The organism is Armatimonadota bacterium, assembly GCA_016223145.1.
GTDB lineage: Bacteria > Armatimonadota > Fimbriimonadia > Fimbriimonadales > Fimbriimonadaceae > Nitrosymbiomonas.
In genome coordinates, this window is record JACRPN010000014.1 from 266553 (window position 1) to 281774 (window position 15222).

Consider the following 15222-nt stretch of genomic DNA (forward strand, 5'->3'; position numbering starts at 1 on the left):
TCGGTTGCCTTGCGCACACAGACGGCGGCCCTGCCGCCGTTGTCGCGCTACGACGTCTACCACAAGTCCAAGTGGACCACCAAAGGGCACAAGTGGACGTTCCGCACCTATTGGCTCAAGAGCGAATTCACACAGAACAACACAAGCGCGGAGCTCGACAAGCTCAACCTGTTGTTCTGTGACGGCAAAGTCGTCAAGCGCCTCCGAAACGAGGGCGACAGACCAGAGTGGGAGCCGTGGGGCCCGTATCTTGCCGCCCAACCCATATCGGTTCGTTCTCCTTACGAGCGCGTGATCGCCATTCGCGGTGCGGGCGGTCTCGGCAAGCACTGGGACACTTGCTTCTATGGACTGAACAGAACGACGATCACCTTCATCGGCCGTTCGCCAGGGCTGAACGCCAACGGTCCCGTGGCTTGGAAGGGAAGCCCGAACCTCTGGCTCTTCGACGACTGCGACTTCTACAGGGACATGCACGAGAACAAAGGCGTTACCAGGCACCTGCTGTTCCGGATCGAGAAGGGGAAGACGATGACGAAGGTCGAGGAATGGCCGTCGACGAAAGGGGTCAAGCGCGTTGTCAGGCTGAAGGAGCTGGAGGAGTAGCTTGACCGTCCTTAACCGGTTCGACGGACCCACGAACATGGCCCTGGACCGGGCGCTGCTTGACGCCGCCGAAAAGGACGGCAAGATCGGCTGGCGAGTCTATGGTTGGGACGGGCCATGGCTCACCATGGGCATGAACCAGGACCCTGCGGCGGACTTGCTCCCGACCAACCCCGTCCCATGGGTCATGCGCCCGACCGGAGGAAAGGCCGTGCTTCACGGCCACGACGTGACGGTGGGATTGGCTGCACCACTAGTGGCTATTTGGACCTTGGATGACTCTGGGGACGGCGTAGCGCACAACCGCTCAGTGCGAGCGGCTTACCGTTGGGTCACGCGTCCGATCATCGAAGCGCTGAACGCCTGTGGGCTTCCGTGCGATCTTGCAGAGAACGTTGCTGGAGTGGTTAAGGCGGTTTCCGGAACCTCCATCCCCCGGCCCCTTCCCCCTATCGCGGCGCGACAAGGGGAAGGGGAGGCTCCCAATCGCTCAGACCTCGGACCTCGGACCTCGGGCCTCCTCAATCCGCAATCCTCCGACTGCTTCGCAGGAGTTTCCCGGAACGACATCGTGGACCTTAGAAGCGGTCTCAAGTGTTGTGGATGTGCCTTTCGAATGACGAAGAGCGCCGTGCTTTTGCAGGCCAGCATCCCGGCGGGCGAGCCTCTTGTGGATCCTGCTTTGGTGTTTGCAGAGCCGTCGATGATTGCGACCCCTATGTGGGAGGCCGAGAGGTTCGTGGAGGCTTTTGGGCTCGCCCTGAGCTAGCCAATCCCGAAAAACGCCGGCTGACTAGTCTGACTTGGCTGACGGGTCAGACTGAGGGAAGGCACCCCTTCACCCTCAAACTTCCCGCATAATCTCCCCCATGCGCATCGGGGTGTTCGATTCGGGCCTCGGGGGACTGGGGATCGCGCGCGCCATCATGGAGCGCCTCCCCGAATACGACTACCTCTACCTGGGCGACACCAAACGCGTGCCCTACGGCAACCGGTCCCAGCAGACGATCCACGAGTTCACGGCCCAAGCGCTCAACTTCCTCTTTGGGAACGAGTGCCAGATCATCATCCTGGCCTGCAACACGGCCTCAGCTGAGTCGCTGCGAAAGAGCCAGCAGGAGTACCTTCCGCAGAACTACCCGGACCGGCGCGTGCTCGGCGTGATCATTCCGGCAGTGGAGGCTGCGGCTGAAGCCGCCGAGCGAAAAGTGGGGGTCATCGCAACCGCCAGTACGATCGAGTCGGGCGCCTACCTGCGTGAGCTGAACCGGCAGTGCCCGAGATTCGAAGTGGTCCAAAATCCCGCGCCGCTGCTCGTCCCGGTCATCGAAAACGATGGGCTCAAGTACCTCGAGCCGATCCTCGCCGACTATCTTGAGCCTCTCCAGACTTGCAAGAGCCTCATCCTCGGCTGCACACACTACTGCCTTATCAAGGAGCAGGTGCGAAAGCTGTTTCGCGGCACAGTGATCTCTCAAGACGAAGTCGTGCCCGAAAAGCTGGCGGATTACTTGGCGCGGCATCCCGAGCATGATGGAAAACTGGCGAAGCGGGGCCAAAGACGCTATTGCGTGACCGACCTTACGGGCTCCTACCGCCGATTCGCCCACAGACTTATGGATCAGGAAATCGAACTGGAGCTGGTAGCGCTTTGAAAAGCGCCGCCGAAATCCGCATCTCGGCCGCCGCCCTTCGCTACAACGTCGCGGCCCTAGGGCGGCTGCTCCCGCCCGACGTCCAGGTGGCGCTGGTGGTCAAGGCCAACGCCTATGGGCACGGTCTCCCCCAAGTCGTCCCGATCCTTGAACCCATGGCCGACGCCTTTCAGGTGGACGATCTCGACGAGCTTGCCCGGTTGCGCGAACTGACCCAGGCAAGGGTCTTGGTGTTCGGCTTTGTGCCGCCGGAAGACGTGGGCGAAGCGATCGCGCTTGACGGGGAGCTGTGCGTTTACTCCCGTGAGCAGATCGAAGCGATTCAGCAAGCCGCAAAGAAAGCCAAGAGGCCGGCGCGGGTCCACCTCAAGGTCGATTGCCTCCTCGGGAGGTTAGGGGTCTTGCCATCCGAGCTATCCGACTTGCTTCCTGTGCTGGAGGGCGCACCACAGCTTGAGCTCCAATCGGTCTACGGGCACTACGCCAACATCGAGGACACGGACGACCCGAGCCACGCACTGAAGCAGGAGGCCGTTTTTGAGCACTGCTTCACGCAGGTCCGGCGCGCTTTCCCGAGGGTCCAGCGGCACCTCTCAGCGACGTCGGGTCTCATGGCTCGGGAGCGCACGGGCATCATCAACGACATGGTGCGCCTGGGGATTGGGGTCTACGGGCTCTACCCGTCCGGGCCGCTGGCGGCATCCTATGCGAGCGTGGGCTTGAAGCCGGTCATGAGCTGGGTCTCGCGGCTGGCCCAGGTGAAGACGATTCCGGCGGGGCATCCGGTCGGCTACGGCTTGGCGTTCATCGCCGGCCGGCCCATGCCCATCGGCATCGTGCCGCAGGGATATTCGGACGGCTATAGCAGGAGCCTATCCGGGGTTGGCGAGGTGCTGGTGGCGGGGAAGCGGTGCAAGGTGTTGGGCAGAGTGGCGATGAACATGTTTGCGGTCGATCTGTCCTCGACGCCCTACGCGAAGCAGGGTGACGAGGTGGTGCTTCTCGGCAGCCAGCGCGACGAAACGGTGACTGCCGAAGAGCTGGCCGAATGGAGTGGGACGATCAACTATGAGGTGGTGGCAAGGATCAGCCCGCTTCTGCCACGGAGGGTGGTTTAGGTTGCCGGCATCTTGTCATTGCACAGATCGCCGATTTCTGGGTTCGACGATCGGGTGGCTCGGTTTCCGGACTGATCTGGGAAGAAATCAGTCTTGGGCCAATTGAGGCGGTCTTCTTGGGACACTGCCGGGGAAAGCTTTTCTTGGCTTGAAATGGCCGCTGTTCGCGCCAAACCCCAGGATCTTTCCCTTCGCCTAAGGATCCCCTTTCAATCTCCTTCCGACAATTCACCGATTGGGCCGCAGATCGAATGAGGAACCAGGATGCGGGGGCCGAGGCCTCGGAAGGCCCTTTGCCTTCCGTCGGTTCTTCATCCGGGCCGAATTGGCGGCAGAGACCCGGAAAGCCAACGGCCCTCGGGAGAAGTGTTGTCAAAGCGAGCGGCGATGGGAGTGGGAGAACCTCCTTCAATGCGCCGGCACGGAACCGGCGGCTACGCGGACACCCGTGTGCGATCTTTGTGCTTCTTTGTGCCCTTTGTGTGAAATGCCCAGAAAGCGCCGGCACGGAACCGGCGGCTACCCGAATTCCGCGTGTCGCTGGATCTCTCCACGGCGTCGAGGTTCAGAATGCGCCGGCACGGAACCGGCGGTTACCCGATTTCCGCGTGTCGCTGGATTTCTCCACAGCGTCGAGGTTCAGAAAGCGCCGGCACGGAACCGGCGGCTACGCGAATTCCGCGTGTCGCTGGATTTCACCACGGCGTCGAGGTTCAGAAAGCGCCGGCACGGAACCGCCGGTGCTACCAGCTCACCCAACTCCGCGTGTCGCTGGATTTCTCCACGGCGTCGAGCACCCTTTGGTTTTCATAGCCGTCCACGAAGTTCGGCGAAGGCATGTCGCCGCGGTCGATGGCCACGAGCGCATCGGCGACCAGGTTCGTAAACGTGTGCTCGTAGCCGATGATGTGCCCGGCGGGCCAGTAGTTGCCCGTATAGGGATGGCCGCCCTCGGTGACCTGGATGAGCCTGAAACCCTGCTCGCCCGCTGGGTCCTCGTTGTTGTAGTACTCCAGTTCATTCATTCGTTCGAGGTTAAAAACAACGGAGCCCTTGGAACCGTTGATCTCGAAACGGTTGAAGTTCTTCCTTCCGACGGCGAACCTTGAGGCCTCAAAGGTCCCAAGCGCGCCGTTCTTGAACTTGGCGAGGAACATCGCGGCGTCGTCCACCGTGACGTCCCCCATCTCCTCAGAGGCCTTGCCACCCAAGCGGTCGTCGATCGCGGCAAGTTTGGGTCGCTGTTTGACAAAGGTGTGGAGGTATCCCGAGACCTCTGAGAATTCGCCCACGAGATGCCGCCCCAAGTCAATGATGTGGGCGTTGATGTCGCCGTGCGTTCCGCTCCCGGCGCGCTCCTTCTGCAGCCGCCAAACGAGCGGGAACTTGGGGTCGGCGATCCAATCTTGCAGGTATGTCGCGCGCATGTGGTAGATCGTCCCAAGCTGGCCCTTGCTGATCATCTGCTTGGCGAGGGCGACCGCTGGGCACTTGCGATAGTTGTGGAAGATGGCGTGATAGACCTGGTGCCTCTGGGCGGTTTCCAGCATCGTGTGAGCCTCTTCCAGCGTGTTCCCAAGCGGCTTTTCGCAGAACACGATCTTGCCGGCCTCCGCTGCGGCGCAGGCGATCTCGCAGTGGCTGTCTCCGGGGGTCGCGACGTCGATGATGTCGATCCCCGGGTCCTCGATCACCTTGCGCCAGTCGGTCTCATAGTGGTCCCAGCCGAACTTGTCCTTTGCCGCGCGCACACCCTCCTGGTTGCGCCCGCAAATCGTCTTCATCCCGATCTCGATGGGAAGGTCGAAGAAACGATTGACTTGGCGATACGCGTTGCTGTGGGCTTTGCCCATGAACTGATAACCGATCAAACCGACGTTGAGCTTCTTGCTGGCCATAGGGTGCTCCGAGCCGCGCAAAGCGCGGGGAATCACCCCAATATATCCGAACCGGCTACCGGACGATGACCTTGACCAGGTCAAAGGCGGGCCGAATGAGCGTATAGTCGCCATCCGCGGCAATCACACGAAACCTGAGGTCGACCTTCCCGGTGGGACTGACCCGGTTGGCTGCGGGCACGTTCGTCAGGGTAATGGTCTCATCGGTGTTGTGCATGAATCCGGCATGGATCGGCTCATAGGCGTTCGTGTTCCAGTTCTTGAGCGCGACCTGGATGGCGCCGGCCCCGGCGTTGAGCTTGCCCTCGATCGTGATGTCCATGTTGGTGGCGGGCACCGCGGTCGTTGTGCCGGTGAACGCCACCCCGAAAAGCACCACGAAGTCCCCCGATCCGAGCGGAGGAGACTGAAGCTCGTACCGAACGTTGTCTGAGGCCTCCATGTCGATCATTGCGCCGGAGCGCTCGCGGCCACCAAACTCGATGCGCCGCGACTCCCAGATGGTCCGCCCGATGTCGGGGACGGTTGACGTGATCCAGTTCTTGTAGGAGTTCAGGGCGACCGAAAGACCCACGGCGCCGAAGTCAAACTCTCCTTCCACAGGGGTTCCATCGAGGACCCCCACGTAGGCGTTGATGCCGACCAGGCGATTCTGGCCATTGTCCAGGACAAAGCAGCCGCCGCCAGAGTCGCGCGGGGCTAACCCGCCCTCGCCGGTGACCGCCGTGCCGCCGAGAACGTTGATGGTGTTCACGCCCAAGGGATCATCGAGATCGAAGACCAGGCAATCGGAGGTCTTGAGGCTGGTCTGGGAGATTTGGACCTGGACTTGCGGAAAGTACTCGTCGAGCGCGTTCTTGGCCGACCTTCTGGTGCCGTCGGTGCCCCACTGGATCGACCACCCGACATTGCCGTTGCGCTGGCCGGTGATGCCGAGTCCGGCGATTGTGGAGGTCAGGCCTTGCAGTGCGTTTGCACCGGTGAACGGTCGAAACGCCAGAGGCGAAGCGAACTTCATGGGCCCCTGGACGCGCACCGCAGCCAGGTCCGCATTCGCTCCCCCCGATCCGGTGTGGCCGATTCTTTGGAGGATGCTATAGCGAATGCCGTCTTGTTCGATGGTGTTGCCGCCGACGTGCGCCGCGGTGAGCACCCAATAGGGCGAGATCGCCACGCAGGACCCCTGGCCGGAAAAGGTCGTCCCGTTCCAGTTCCCCATACGGCCCACCGACTTAAAGTTGGGGTCGGCCACGTTTGGAAAGATCGTGTAGCCCGCAGACAGCAGGACCGCAACGCCGACGATGGACGTCAATAACCGCTTCATCGAACTCCTCGCAAGGCTCCTCAGCCAATTTGGCGAACCGGCGCAATCGCCGGTCCCGCGCAATGCTTCATTGTAAGGCACCTTTTGTACATTGGCGGCAGGTGAATTTGCCGGTTCCCGGGTGAGAGGACCTCATCGTTGCAGACATGAGCGCAAGGAGAGCTTCCTTCCGTTAGGCCCAACGGGCTGACCTGTTGAAGCCAAAGGTGAAGCCCTGGAACCCGATTGTGGTGATGACGCAAGGCCTGAAGGGTCACCCTGCGGGCTCTCTTGATGGTGACGAAGGGCGCGTCTCAAAGGTCCGAGCGTCGCCCTTTCACGGCTTCTTCCAAGCAGGGTGCCCGACTCCGAAGCGTTGCCCCTCGGGCAGGCTCAGAGCAGGTGCTTCGCTGAGTGAAGTCGGGCACTTGAGCCTGCTGAGCGACTCTCGCGTTGCGCTCTGGTTCATCGGACCATTGAAACAGAAAAACGGAGGACTCATCGAACCGACCCTCAACCGCAGGTACCTTACGGCTTCATGGCCGGAGCCCGACGCAGCAGATACCCGGGATTCAGGGTCGGCCCGATCGCGGTCGATCCCCCGCTGCTGCTCGCGCCGATGGAGGACGTGACGAGCCTGCCGTTTCGGGTGATTGCCAAGCGTATCGCCCGTCCTGGATTGATGTTCACCGAGTTCGTGAGCGCAATGGCGATCCACCATGGAGCCGCCAAGACCCTCCTGAAGATGAAGGTTCACCCTGAAGAGCGGCCGCTCGGCATCCAGATTTTCGGCGGCGAACCCGAGATCATGGCTGAGACCGCGCGTCTCTGCGAGGAAATGGGTGCCGACCTGGTGGATATCAACATGGGCTGCTGGGTGCCAAAGGTCTGTCGGACCGGCGCCGGAGCGGCGCTCCTCAAGGACCCGGTACAGGCTGAGAAGATCGTGAAATCCGTTGTGAGCGCGGTGCGGGTTCCCGTGACCGTGAAGGTTCGGGCAGGATGGGACTGGTCGCTCTTTGCCGCCCCGGACCTGGCGAAGCGATTTCAAGATGCAGGCGCACAGATGCTCACCCTCCATGCCAGGTTTGCCAAGCAGGGTTTTGAGGGTGAAGCTGACTGGAGCCTGATCGCCTCGCTTCGCAAGGCGCTCCAAATCCCCCTGGTCGGAAACGGCGACGTCAAGACCGGCGAGGACGCTCGGCGCATGATGGACCAGACCGGTTGCGACGGCGTGATGGTGGGGAGGGCCGCGATCTCCAACCCATGGGCGCTGTCACGCATCCGAAGCGCTTTGGACGGCTCCGAACCTGTTCCCGAACCAAGTCTTGCAGAACGGTCGCGGACGGCCCTTGAGCACCTGCGTCACACGGTTGCTCTTGAAGCGGGGAAGGAAACATGGGAAGAACTCGAGAACGACCACAGTCCATCCACTTTGGCCGCCGAAGACCGCGCTTGCCGCAAGCTGCGGGGTCAGCTGCCGCTCTATTTCAAGGGCTTTGATGGGGCGGCGCGGCTTCGAAGCGAAATGTCTGGGTGCAGTACTGTTGCCGAGTATCAGGAACTGATGGAACAGTTTCTCCAAGGTTCCGATGGCATGGCCGCCGAACCGGTCTCAACGGTCAGATTGTGAAAAAAATAGCTCAAAGCAACACGTTTTCCACCTTGCGGGGGCTAAACTTCAGCTTCACGCAGAGGATCATGCGTTTGTTGCTCAGCCTGGTTCCATGGATGGCGGTCGGCACGGCAGCAGCGTTTCAGGCGGGCGGACCTCGTCCGGCGGAAGCGGTGCTCGAATTTGCAGCCGGCAAGAGGCTCGCCGCGTCAAGAGTCGCCGACGAGTGCTACGTTACGGCGAGCGCGCTTGAAAGCGCCGGCGTCACCTGCACGTTCGACTCCCTGCAGGCGACAGTATTCGCCTTTGGCCGCAGCGCCCGGGTCACCTATCGCCTGCAAGCCAAGAACAAGGTTGTGCCCTTGGGCGAGGTGGCGAAGCAGCTCGGAGGAAGGGGCCTATGGTTCTCGGACGGGGCGTTCCACGTCATCGCCAGCGTCAAACGGGTCACGTTCATTGACGGCGTGCTTTCCGTCTATGCCGGGCTACCCTATTCCACGCGGCTCCGGGTGGAGCAGGACCCGCCGAGGTTGGTTGTGAGCCTGGAGGGTTGCGAGCTCGATGCCCAGGCTTCCAGGGCTGCCGACGCGCCTTGGCAGGTCAAGTCGACCGGCGCCTCGACGATGGAGGTGTCCCTGCCGATAGCGCCAGGGTTCACCATTGCAGTCGTCGACATCCCTGCAAGGCCCACCCTCACTCTCAAGCTCTCGGACGTCCTGGCCCAAGCGCGCCAGACGACCTCTCGGCAAAACCCCAAGCCACGCACCCCTGAGGCCCCCGCAAAAGGAACAAGCCAGACCGGCCCAACCCAACCGCCAAAAACCGTGGGTGAGGGAAGCGGCGCTCAGGCCGAAACCCAAATGCCTCCGCCGATACCTGAAGCCCAAGCTGAATCGGAGCCCTGGGATCTTCAGCCGACCCGTTGGAATGGCCCCTCAATCGTTCGGCTGGGACGAATTGAGCTGGCCTCCAAAACCGCCAACGGGGCTGTCCTCGTGATTAAGGGCGACCGTGATTTTGCGGCGAATCCTTCCATTCGCAGGCTTTCCGACCTGGAACTTGAGGTCGTTCTGCCAAACGCCACCCTTGCAGGAGAGCCGCGAAACCCTGCGCCAGGTTTCGTGCAGACCGTCGATTCGAGGGTCACCGAGGAAGGGCTGATCCTCAAGCTCAAGCTTCTGAGTCCGTGTGGGGTTCAGTTCGGCGTTCCGCCGGGCGAGGTCCACCTGGCGTTGGTTGTTCGTCGGGGCGGCGATGTCGGTCTGGCTGGGAAGACCATCGTCGTTGACGCAGGACACGGCGGCCACGACACAGGCGCGCGCAGCCCGGACAAGAAGGTGAACGAGAAGGACTTGACCCTCTCGGTGGCCAAGAAGGTCGCGGACCGGCTGGTGCAAGAAGGCGCGATGGTCATCATGACCCGCAAAACCGACGACTTCGAGACCCTGCGCGAGCGGCCGGAGATTGCCAACCGCTGCAGCGCCGAGGCGTTTGTCAGCGTCCATATCAACTCTTCGCCGCGCCCCAACAGCCGCTCGGGTGGGATCACGTTCTATCATGCCAAGGACCCGGCCGGAATCCTCCTTGCAGAATGCGTCCAATCCGAAATCGCTCTGGTCTCAGGTATCCCGAATCTTGGGACTTGGAGTGACTTAAGGCTCTTTGAGACGGGCCTGGCGGTGCTACGCTATGCAAAGGTGCCCGCGGTGCTGATCGAGCTGGGATTCATCAACCATGCGAAGGACCGGGCGAAACTGGTGACGAAGGAGTTTCAGGATGCTGCCGCAGGCGCCATCGTGAGAGGACTCAAGGTGTATCTGGGCCATGGCCAAGACTAAGAAGCTGAAGCGAAAGACGGCTCGCACGCCGGGAGTGCTCGTACTGATGCTTGTAGCCGCCGCAGTGGTGGCGGGCTTGGCTGCTTACGTGAAACTAACACCGGCGGACCGGGTTCCTGAAGCTTTGAAGCGAGTGAGGCCAAGCGAAAAGGTTCGGCCGAAACAGCCGTCAACGGAAGCTCCCGCACCGCAAATCGTGGTCGCCAGTCCGCTGACCCAAGATCCCGATACCGGCTGGGAAGCAGTGGCGATCACGGTCCAGCCCGGGGAAGACCCCAAAGTCGCGGCCATCAATGCCTACTTCAGGCTTATCGTCAACCTCGATCCTGAAGCCAAGGCGTTGGCCGTGGACGTTCGTGATGGCACCGCCCACGTCGACCTCAATGAGGCCTTTCGTGCCGGCTTGGGCTCACTCGAAGAGGCGCTTTTTGTCAAGGGTCTCCGCGCAACCCTGGGCCAGTTTGAGGACGTGTTTCAGATCGAGCTCTTCGTTTCAGGCGAGCGGCTTCAGGACCTGGGACATATCGACATCAGCGAGCCTCAGGGGGTGATTCGCCGGCCCGATTGGAACCCCAAGCCGCCCGAAGCCCCACCCACAGAGCCAGGCCACTGAGAGCGATCCAGCCCAGAGCCCAGAGGATAGCAGGGACTCCGGTCAGCATTTCGGCGTTTGCCGCATCGTTCTCGATGCCAGGCTGCACGTTGATCCGAAACAGCACATACAGCGCAAGCACCGAGGTCATGGCCTGCTGAATTGCCAAGAACTGAACCGATAGGCGGAGCGCGTCGTTGCCCATGCGCAGGGCGCCCAAAGCCAGAAGGATGGTCCAGCCGATCGCCGTCATCACCCCGACGGCGCTTCCACGAACCCACAACAGCAGCCCCAGACCGACGCCAACCGATAGCGTGAGGAGAGCCGATTTGCAGAGCTTGGGCTTTCGAGAAGCCGCGAGTAGGAGGCCGGCGACCACTGCAGCCCCGACGTAACCCGCCGACGAGATCAGGAGCTCCGAGCCGCCCTGACTAAGCGTGATCCCGTTGCCCGACGCTTCAAGACGCACTTCCAACACGTCGCCTCCTGTGGCAAGAGCCACAAGGGCATGGCAGTACTCGTGGATGACCGTGTTCAAATAGACGAGCGGAAGCGCCAAAAACGCCAGGCCTGGGGTCAGCCAGAGGATGGCTGAAGCGGCCCCGGCAAGGAGGAGGAGCTTCTGGGGTCTGCGGAGTGAAATGTCGTTGCTCATGAGTTCAAACGAGCGCTTCGAAAGCAGTACTAAGGCCGCTCCAGTACCTTACTTCGATACTGGAAAGGGCACGATGCAGAAGAACCGGGTTTTCGGAACTGAACGGGTCCCTGGCAGGGTCCGTCCCTGCCCATAAGAACGCGAATTTCAGCCGCCTTAAGGTAGCCCAACATGAACCTCTCAAGATTTTCCTCGTTGCTCTTGGCCTGTGCCACATTCCTATCGGTCTCCGGTTCCGCAGCCGCTTATATTGATGCGGGAACCGGGTCTCTGGCGTTGCAGGCCCTGATTTCCGGATTGCTCGGAGCTGTGTTTGTCTTGCGTTCATTTGTGGGCAACTACTTCAAAGGCAAGAAGGGCATGGCTCCTGGAAAGAGCCGCGCCGGTGAATTCGAGCCGCCAATCGAATAAGGCCCCCTACGGCACCTCATGCCTGAAGAGACGCTCGAAGGGGCCACAAAGCGCGGCCCCGTGCCGTTCCACCCCTTCCTCTTTGCGCTCCACCCGGTCCTCTCGCTCTACGCGGCCAACGTCTCGCTGGTGCCGTTTCAGGACACGTTGCTCCCCGTCGCTTGGACGGTTGGCGCTGTGGCCTGTCTCTGGGGGCTATGCTGGGGGCTCCTTCGAGACATTCGCCGCGCGGCGATCGTGGCCTCGGTTCTGGCTTATTTCTTCTTCCTTTACGACGGGTTCTATCGTCTCGCCCGCAACCTCGATCTGGTGTGGTACGACGCGGAGCGGCCGTGGATGGGCCAAGCGGTGTGGTGCGTGGCAGCGCTCATGGCCGCGTTCCTGGTATCCAGGCCGAGAAGGGCGGTCCCAATGATCACGCTGTTCATGAACGTGACCGGATGCGCTATGGTGGGCCTTGCGGGCTATTCTGCAATCAGCTCACAGCTGTCGATCGCCCAGCAACTCCAAGCCGCACAAGCTCAACTGGCGAGAAAAGCCACGGCTGTTGCGGGAGAGGAGCTACCGGACATCTACTACATTGTCCTCGATGGCTACGGCCGGTCGGACGTGCTCAAAGAGCTTTATGGCCTCGACAACGAGCCGTTCCTATCGGCGCTGCGGGCGAGGGGGTTCTTCGTAGCCGACCGGGCGCAGACCAACTATGTCCAGACGGAGCTCTCGATCGCCTCGTCGACGAACTTCGACTACCTTCAGGACCTGCCAAAGCCTTCCGGATCGGGTGAGGACATGCGAGGCATCCTCGACGGGATGATCGACGATTCGCGCTTTTCAAGGCTGGTAAAGCAGTTCGGCTATCAGTACGTGGGGGTTGCGACGGGTTTTCCAGCCCTGAGGTTCTCTTCTGCAGATGTAACCTATAGCGGGGACTCTGGGCAGAGCCTTTATTTGAGCGCGCTACTCGAAAAGACCCCAATTCAGACTCCAGGCCAGTTTCGGAACAGCATGTTCCAGGTGCGCTACGACCTGCTGAAGGACAGCTTTGTGAATCTGAAGAGGCTTGGCGAGCAGACCGGCCCTCCCCGGTTTGTCATGGCCCATGTGCTCGCACCGCACCCGCCGTTCGTATTCAAGGAGGACGGAACATTCACCGCCCCAAAGAGGGCCTTTGCGTATTACGACGGGTCCGATTTCATGATCTCCGGCGGGACACAGGAGGAATATGCATCCGGCTATGCTGCCCAAGTGAAGGCCCTCAACCGGATGCTGCTGCAGACGATCGACGCCATCTTGGCCAACGGGGACAGGGAAGCCGTGATTCTCCTGCAAGGCGACCATGGCCCAAAGCTTGGCCTCGACCAGAACCTGATTGAGAAGACAGACCTGGGCGAAGTGCTTCCTATCCTCCTTGCAGCGCGCGGTCCTGATCCGCTGAAGTCAGAGCTTCTCCCCGACATGACTCCGGTGAACCTCACGCGCACGGTCGCTCGGACTATCTTCGGCCAGAGCATGGAGCCGCTGCCCAACAGGTCTTACTACTCGCCTTGGCTCTATCCCTATCGGTTTGAGGAAGTCAAGGGCGAGGTGAAGCCATAGGCGGATGGCCACAAGTCAAAGCCTCTCGTTCGCTCTAAGTGAGCGGCCCTTTGGATGCCAAACACTGGAGGAATGGGGTATCTTCCAGGACTCCAAAGGCGGCCTGCCCTTGAGAACGGCGCAGACCGCGCCAAATCGTGGACCGTTAGCTCAGTTGGTAGAGCAGCTGACTCTTAATCAGCGGGTCGAAGGTTCGAGTCCTTCACGGTCCACCAACGTTTCTTCTTGAAAACCTGCTCATAGTGAGCGGGTTGTGTTGCGTTTGCGAGCAATAGAAACCAATGTTGAAACCAAGCCAGGCGGAATGCGGGGTCGGTCTGTAGCAATTGATCTACCTTGTGGATGAGCGCCTCGACGTTCGGGTCGATGACCGGATGAGCCGGGTCCTGGCTGAACTTGACGCGGTTGAACCAGCCTAAGCGCCCGCCATACCCTCGCAAAACGGGGATGATCACCCAGGTGGGAGGGGATCGAAGCGCTGGGGTCTTCTTGGTAGAACGACCGCGCGGAGAGTTTCCTTCCAAGGCTTCGGGCCGAGCAGCTGGACGTCGAAGTGTTTCAGATCGCGGCAGAAGCTCAAGTGACGCCGGCGGCCCTTCGCCGTTTCTAGTAGATTGGCAAAGCTTCGGTGACCGGATTGCGACTGCACGTCGCTTTCACTGGAAGATCCAGAAAGCCCAATCAGTAGAGGGGCGAACATACCCTCTCACCAAACGTCATCAAACCCTTCACTGCGCCCTCCTCGTAGACGCGAGTCAAAAACGAAAGGGCACCGAGGCTCCAAACCTGTTTCATCTCTGGGGCGTCGCTAGCACCGCGATGGAACAGGGCCCTAACGAAGACGAGGACACCGGAACTCTTCCCCGAATTCCTCGCCAAGTATCTGCCAACCGTTTCTGAGCGGGTCCAAGCGCGACGTCTCCAACACCCCACGAACATCCCCAGGCATAACAGGTCTAACGGTTGTAGGAGAACGGGAAGAAAGGATGTGGTTTGGCCAGAGACTTGGGTGCAACGGGCCAGAACCAAGCAGTCAGGAAACTCTATGGACCTCAACAGTCTCTTTATCACCGCAGCCATCGCCGCGGCAACCATTGGAATCTTCGCATGGGCCTATTGGTACTTCAACAAGGTTCTTTGGCCAATTCAGCGCAGAAAGGCCGTCTCTCGCAAAGTGCAATTGCCAACCAAAGATGTCCCCATCATCCCGGTTCACACGAAGCCGAAACCGCCGGGAGTGCTGTAGCGTAGCTCACTTGGGCGCTTGGCGCTTGAGCTCAATGGCTTTGAGCACGACTTCGGGGGCGACCGGCATACAAAGCTGGTCGATCTCCGCATCGTAAGGATCCTCAACACCCATCTTCGCGGCGATCTTGTCTACCAGTCGAAGCATCCGTGTGATTTCGTACTCGGCAAGGAGGTTGATTTGAAGGTCCAGGCCCTCGTGCTGGGCGTTCAGCATCGCCTCCTTGTTCTGTGAAACCAGCACGAACGTAGAGAGGAAGATCGCCTCGAGCGACACGACCATAGTGAGCAGCCCGAAGGGGTACTGATCGAATGGCTCGAACGCGGGAATCCATCGAAGGTTGATCGAGATCCAAAGGAAGAACCAAACGAGGTGGAAATAGAAGAACGCCATACTGCCCGTCCAGGCCGTTATGACGTCGGCAAACCTCTCTTGACGCGTTCGGCCTGAGAACTCCTTTCGCCGCCGCAGCTCAATGAGGTCGATGTTTCTTTCGATGATGTCGGCGAGGTTGGTGTTGCTCGCTCTTAACAGTTCCTCGTGAAGTTCCTTCGCGCGCTGTTCAGTAAGTGTTCTGTACTTTGGCATGGGTCCACAATTCGGGCTCCAATCTCGTCCTGGGCATTTCGATCTCGCCGATGGAAGAGCAAAAACGGAGAAGCGGCGTATTTACCCGCCGCCTCATCCAG

Annotated in this window: 14 protein-coding genes and 1 tRNA gene; 11 read left to right on the forward strand and 4 right to left on the reverse strand. The window is 60.7% G+C overall.

Annotation, left to right across the window (positions count from 1 at the left end):
- Positions 1-9 precede the first annotated feature (9 nt).
- From HZC36_13720 to alr, 4 genes are all read left to right on the forward strand, one after another.
- The gene (locus HZC36_13720) at positions 10-606 is read left to right on the forward strand and encodes a hypothetical protein (protein ID MBI5708035.1); all 597 of its coding nucleotides are present in this window, start codon (positions 10-12) and stop codon (positions 604-606) included.
- 1 nt (position 607) lies between these two features.
- Positions 608-1375, forward strand: a complete 768-nt coding sequence (locus tag HZC36_13725; GenBank protein MBI5708036.1) for a hypothetical protein — start codon at positions 608-610, stop codon at positions 1373-1375.
- Between the two features lie 100 nt (positions 1376-1475).
- Positions 1476-2261, forward strand: a complete 786-nt coding sequence (gene murI / locus HZC36_13730) for a glutamate racemase (GenBank protein MBI5708037.1) — start codon at positions 1476-1478, stop codon at positions 2259-2261.
- Entirely contained in the window at positions 2258-3379 is a 1122-nt protein-coding gene (gene alr / locus HZC36_13735; GenBank protein ID MBI5708038.1) for an alanine racemase, read from the forward strand. Before murI ends, alr begins: the two co-directional genes overlap by 4 nt.
- Before the next feature lie 743 nt (positions 3380-4122).
- Here the strand turns inward: alr and HZC36_13740 are convergent.
- Positions 4123-5277, reverse strand: a complete 1155-nt coding sequence (locus tag HZC36_13740; protein MBI5708039.1) for a Gfo/Idh/MocA family oxidoreductase — start codon at positions 5275-5277, stop codon at positions 4123-4125.
- Between the two features lie 55 nt (positions 5278-5332).
- On the reverse strand, positions 5333-6601 hold the full coding sequence (locus HZC36_13745) for a trypsin-like serine protease (protein MBI5708040.1): 1269 nt from the start codon (positions 6599-6601) through the stop codon (positions 5333-5335).
- A 517-nt stretch (positions 6602-7118) separates the two neighbouring features.
- Here HZC36_13745 and dusB point away from each other — a divergent pair.
- The 3 genes from dusB (at position 7119) to HZC36_13760 (ending at position 10646) form a co-directional block, all read left to right on the forward strand.
- Complete coding sequence (gene dusB, locus HZC36_13750) at positions 7119-8213, forward strand: tRNA dihydrouridine synthase DusB (protein ID MBI5708041.1); 1095 nt, start codon at positions 7119-7121, stop codon at positions 8211-8213.
- A 68-nt stretch (positions 8214-8281) separates the two neighbouring features.
- The gene (locus HZC36_13755) at positions 8282-10033 is read left to right on the forward strand and encodes an N-acetylmuramoyl-L-alanine amidase (protein ID MBI5708042.1); all 1752 of its coding nucleotides are present in this window, start codon (positions 8282-8284) and stop codon (positions 10031-10033) included.
- Positions 10020-10646, forward strand: a complete 627-nt coding sequence (locus HZC36_13760) for a GerMN domain-containing protein (GenBank protein MBI5708043.1) — start codon at positions 10020-10022, stop codon at positions 10644-10646. Before HZC36_13755 ends, HZC36_13760 begins: the two co-directional genes overlap by 14 nt.
- Here the strand turns inward: HZC36_13760 and HZC36_13765 are convergent.
- Positions 10564-11280: a M50 family metallopeptidase gene (locus HZC36_13765; GenBank protein ID MBI5708044.1), complete on the reverse strand. Its 717-nt coding sequence runs from the start codon at positions 11278-11280 to the stop codon at positions 10564-10566. The two genes, HZC36_13760 and HZC36_13765, sit on opposite strands and share 83 nt — an antisense overlap.
- Before the next feature lie 171 nt (positions 11281-11451).
- Between HZC36_13765 and HZC36_13770 the strand changes: the two genes are divergently transcribed.
- The 4 genes from HZC36_13770 (at position 11452) to HZC36_13785 (ending at position 14533) form a co-directional block, all read left to right on the forward strand.
- The gene (locus HZC36_13770; GenBank protein ID MBI5708045.1) at positions 11452-11691 is read left to right on the forward strand and encodes a hypothetical protein; all 240 of its coding nucleotides are present in this window, start codon (positions 11452-11454) and stop codon (positions 11689-11691) included.
- An 18-nt stretch (positions 11692-11709) separates the two neighbouring features.
- Complete coding sequence (locus HZC36_13775; GenBank protein MBI5708046.1) at positions 11710-13287, forward strand: hypothetical protein; 1578 nt, start codon at positions 11710-11712, stop codon at positions 13285-13287.
- Positions 13288-13426: 139 nt separating this feature from the next.
- Positions 13427-13502, forward strand: a tRNA-Lys gene (locus HZC36_13780).
- An 830-nt stretch (positions 13503-14332) separates the two neighbouring features.
- Positions 14333-14533, forward strand: coding sequence for a hypothetical protein (locus HZC36_13785; protein ID MBI5708047.1), 201 nt, complete (start codon positions 14333-14335; stop codon positions 14531-14533).
- 6 nt (positions 14534-14539) lie between these two features.
- Here HZC36_13785 and HZC36_13790 read toward each other — a convergent pair whose 3' ends face one another.
- Positions 14540-15121, reverse strand: coding sequence for a DUF1003 domain-containing protein (locus HZC36_13790; protein ID MBI5708048.1), 582 nt, complete (start codon positions 15119-15121; stop codon positions 14540-14542).
- Positions 15122-15222 lie beyond the last annotated feature (101 nt).

What these genes read in the sequence shown, in the direction of transcription:
- HZC36_13785 (MBI5708047.1), top strand. Translation starts at nt 14,333, where the DNA reads ATGGACCTCAACAGTCTCTTTATCACCGCAGCCATCGCCGCGGCAACC.
- murI (MBI5708037.1), top strand. Translation starts at nt 1,476, where the DNA reads ATGCGCATCGGGGTGTTCGATTCGGGCCTCGGGGGACTGGGGATCGCG.
- HZC36_13790 (MBI5708048.1), bottom strand. Translation starts at nt 15,121, where the DNA reads ATGCCAAAGTACAGAACACTTACTGAACAGCGCGCGAAGGAACTTCAC.
- HZC36_13775 (MBI5708046.1), top strand. Translation starts at nt 11,710, where the DNA reads ATGCCTGAAGAGACGCTCGAAGGGGCCACAAAGCGCGGCCCCGTGCCG.
- HZC36_13765 (MBI5708044.1), bottom strand. Translation starts at nt 11,280, where the DNA reads ATGAGCAACGACATTTCACTCCGCAGACCCCAGAAGCTCCTCCTCCTT.
- HZC36_13745 (MBI5708040.1), bottom strand. Translation starts at nt 6,601, where the DNA reads ATGAAGCGGTTATTGACGTCCATCGTCGGCGTTGCGGTCCTGCTGTCT.
- HZC36_13760 (MBI5708043.1), top strand. Translation starts at nt 10,020, where the DNA reads ATGGCCAAGACTAAGAAGCTGAAGCGAAAGACGGCTCGCACGCCGGGA.
- HZC36_13755 (MBI5708042.1), top strand. Translation starts at nt 8,282, where the DNA reads ATGCGTTTGTTGCTCAGCCTGGTTCCATGGATGGCGGTCGGCACGGCA.
- HZC36_13770 (MBI5708045.1), top strand. Translation starts at nt 11,452, where the DNA reads ATGAACCTCTCAAGATTTTCCTCGTTGCTCTTGGCCTGTGCCACATTC.
- dusB (MBI5708041.1), top strand. Translation starts at nt 7,119, where the DNA reads ATGGCCGGAGCCCGACGCAGCAGATACCCGGGATTCAGGGTCGGCCCG.
- HZC36_13740 (MBI5708039.1), bottom strand. Translation starts at nt 5,277, where the DNA reads ATGGCCAGCAAGAAGCTCAACGTCGGTTTGATCGGTTATCAGTTCATG.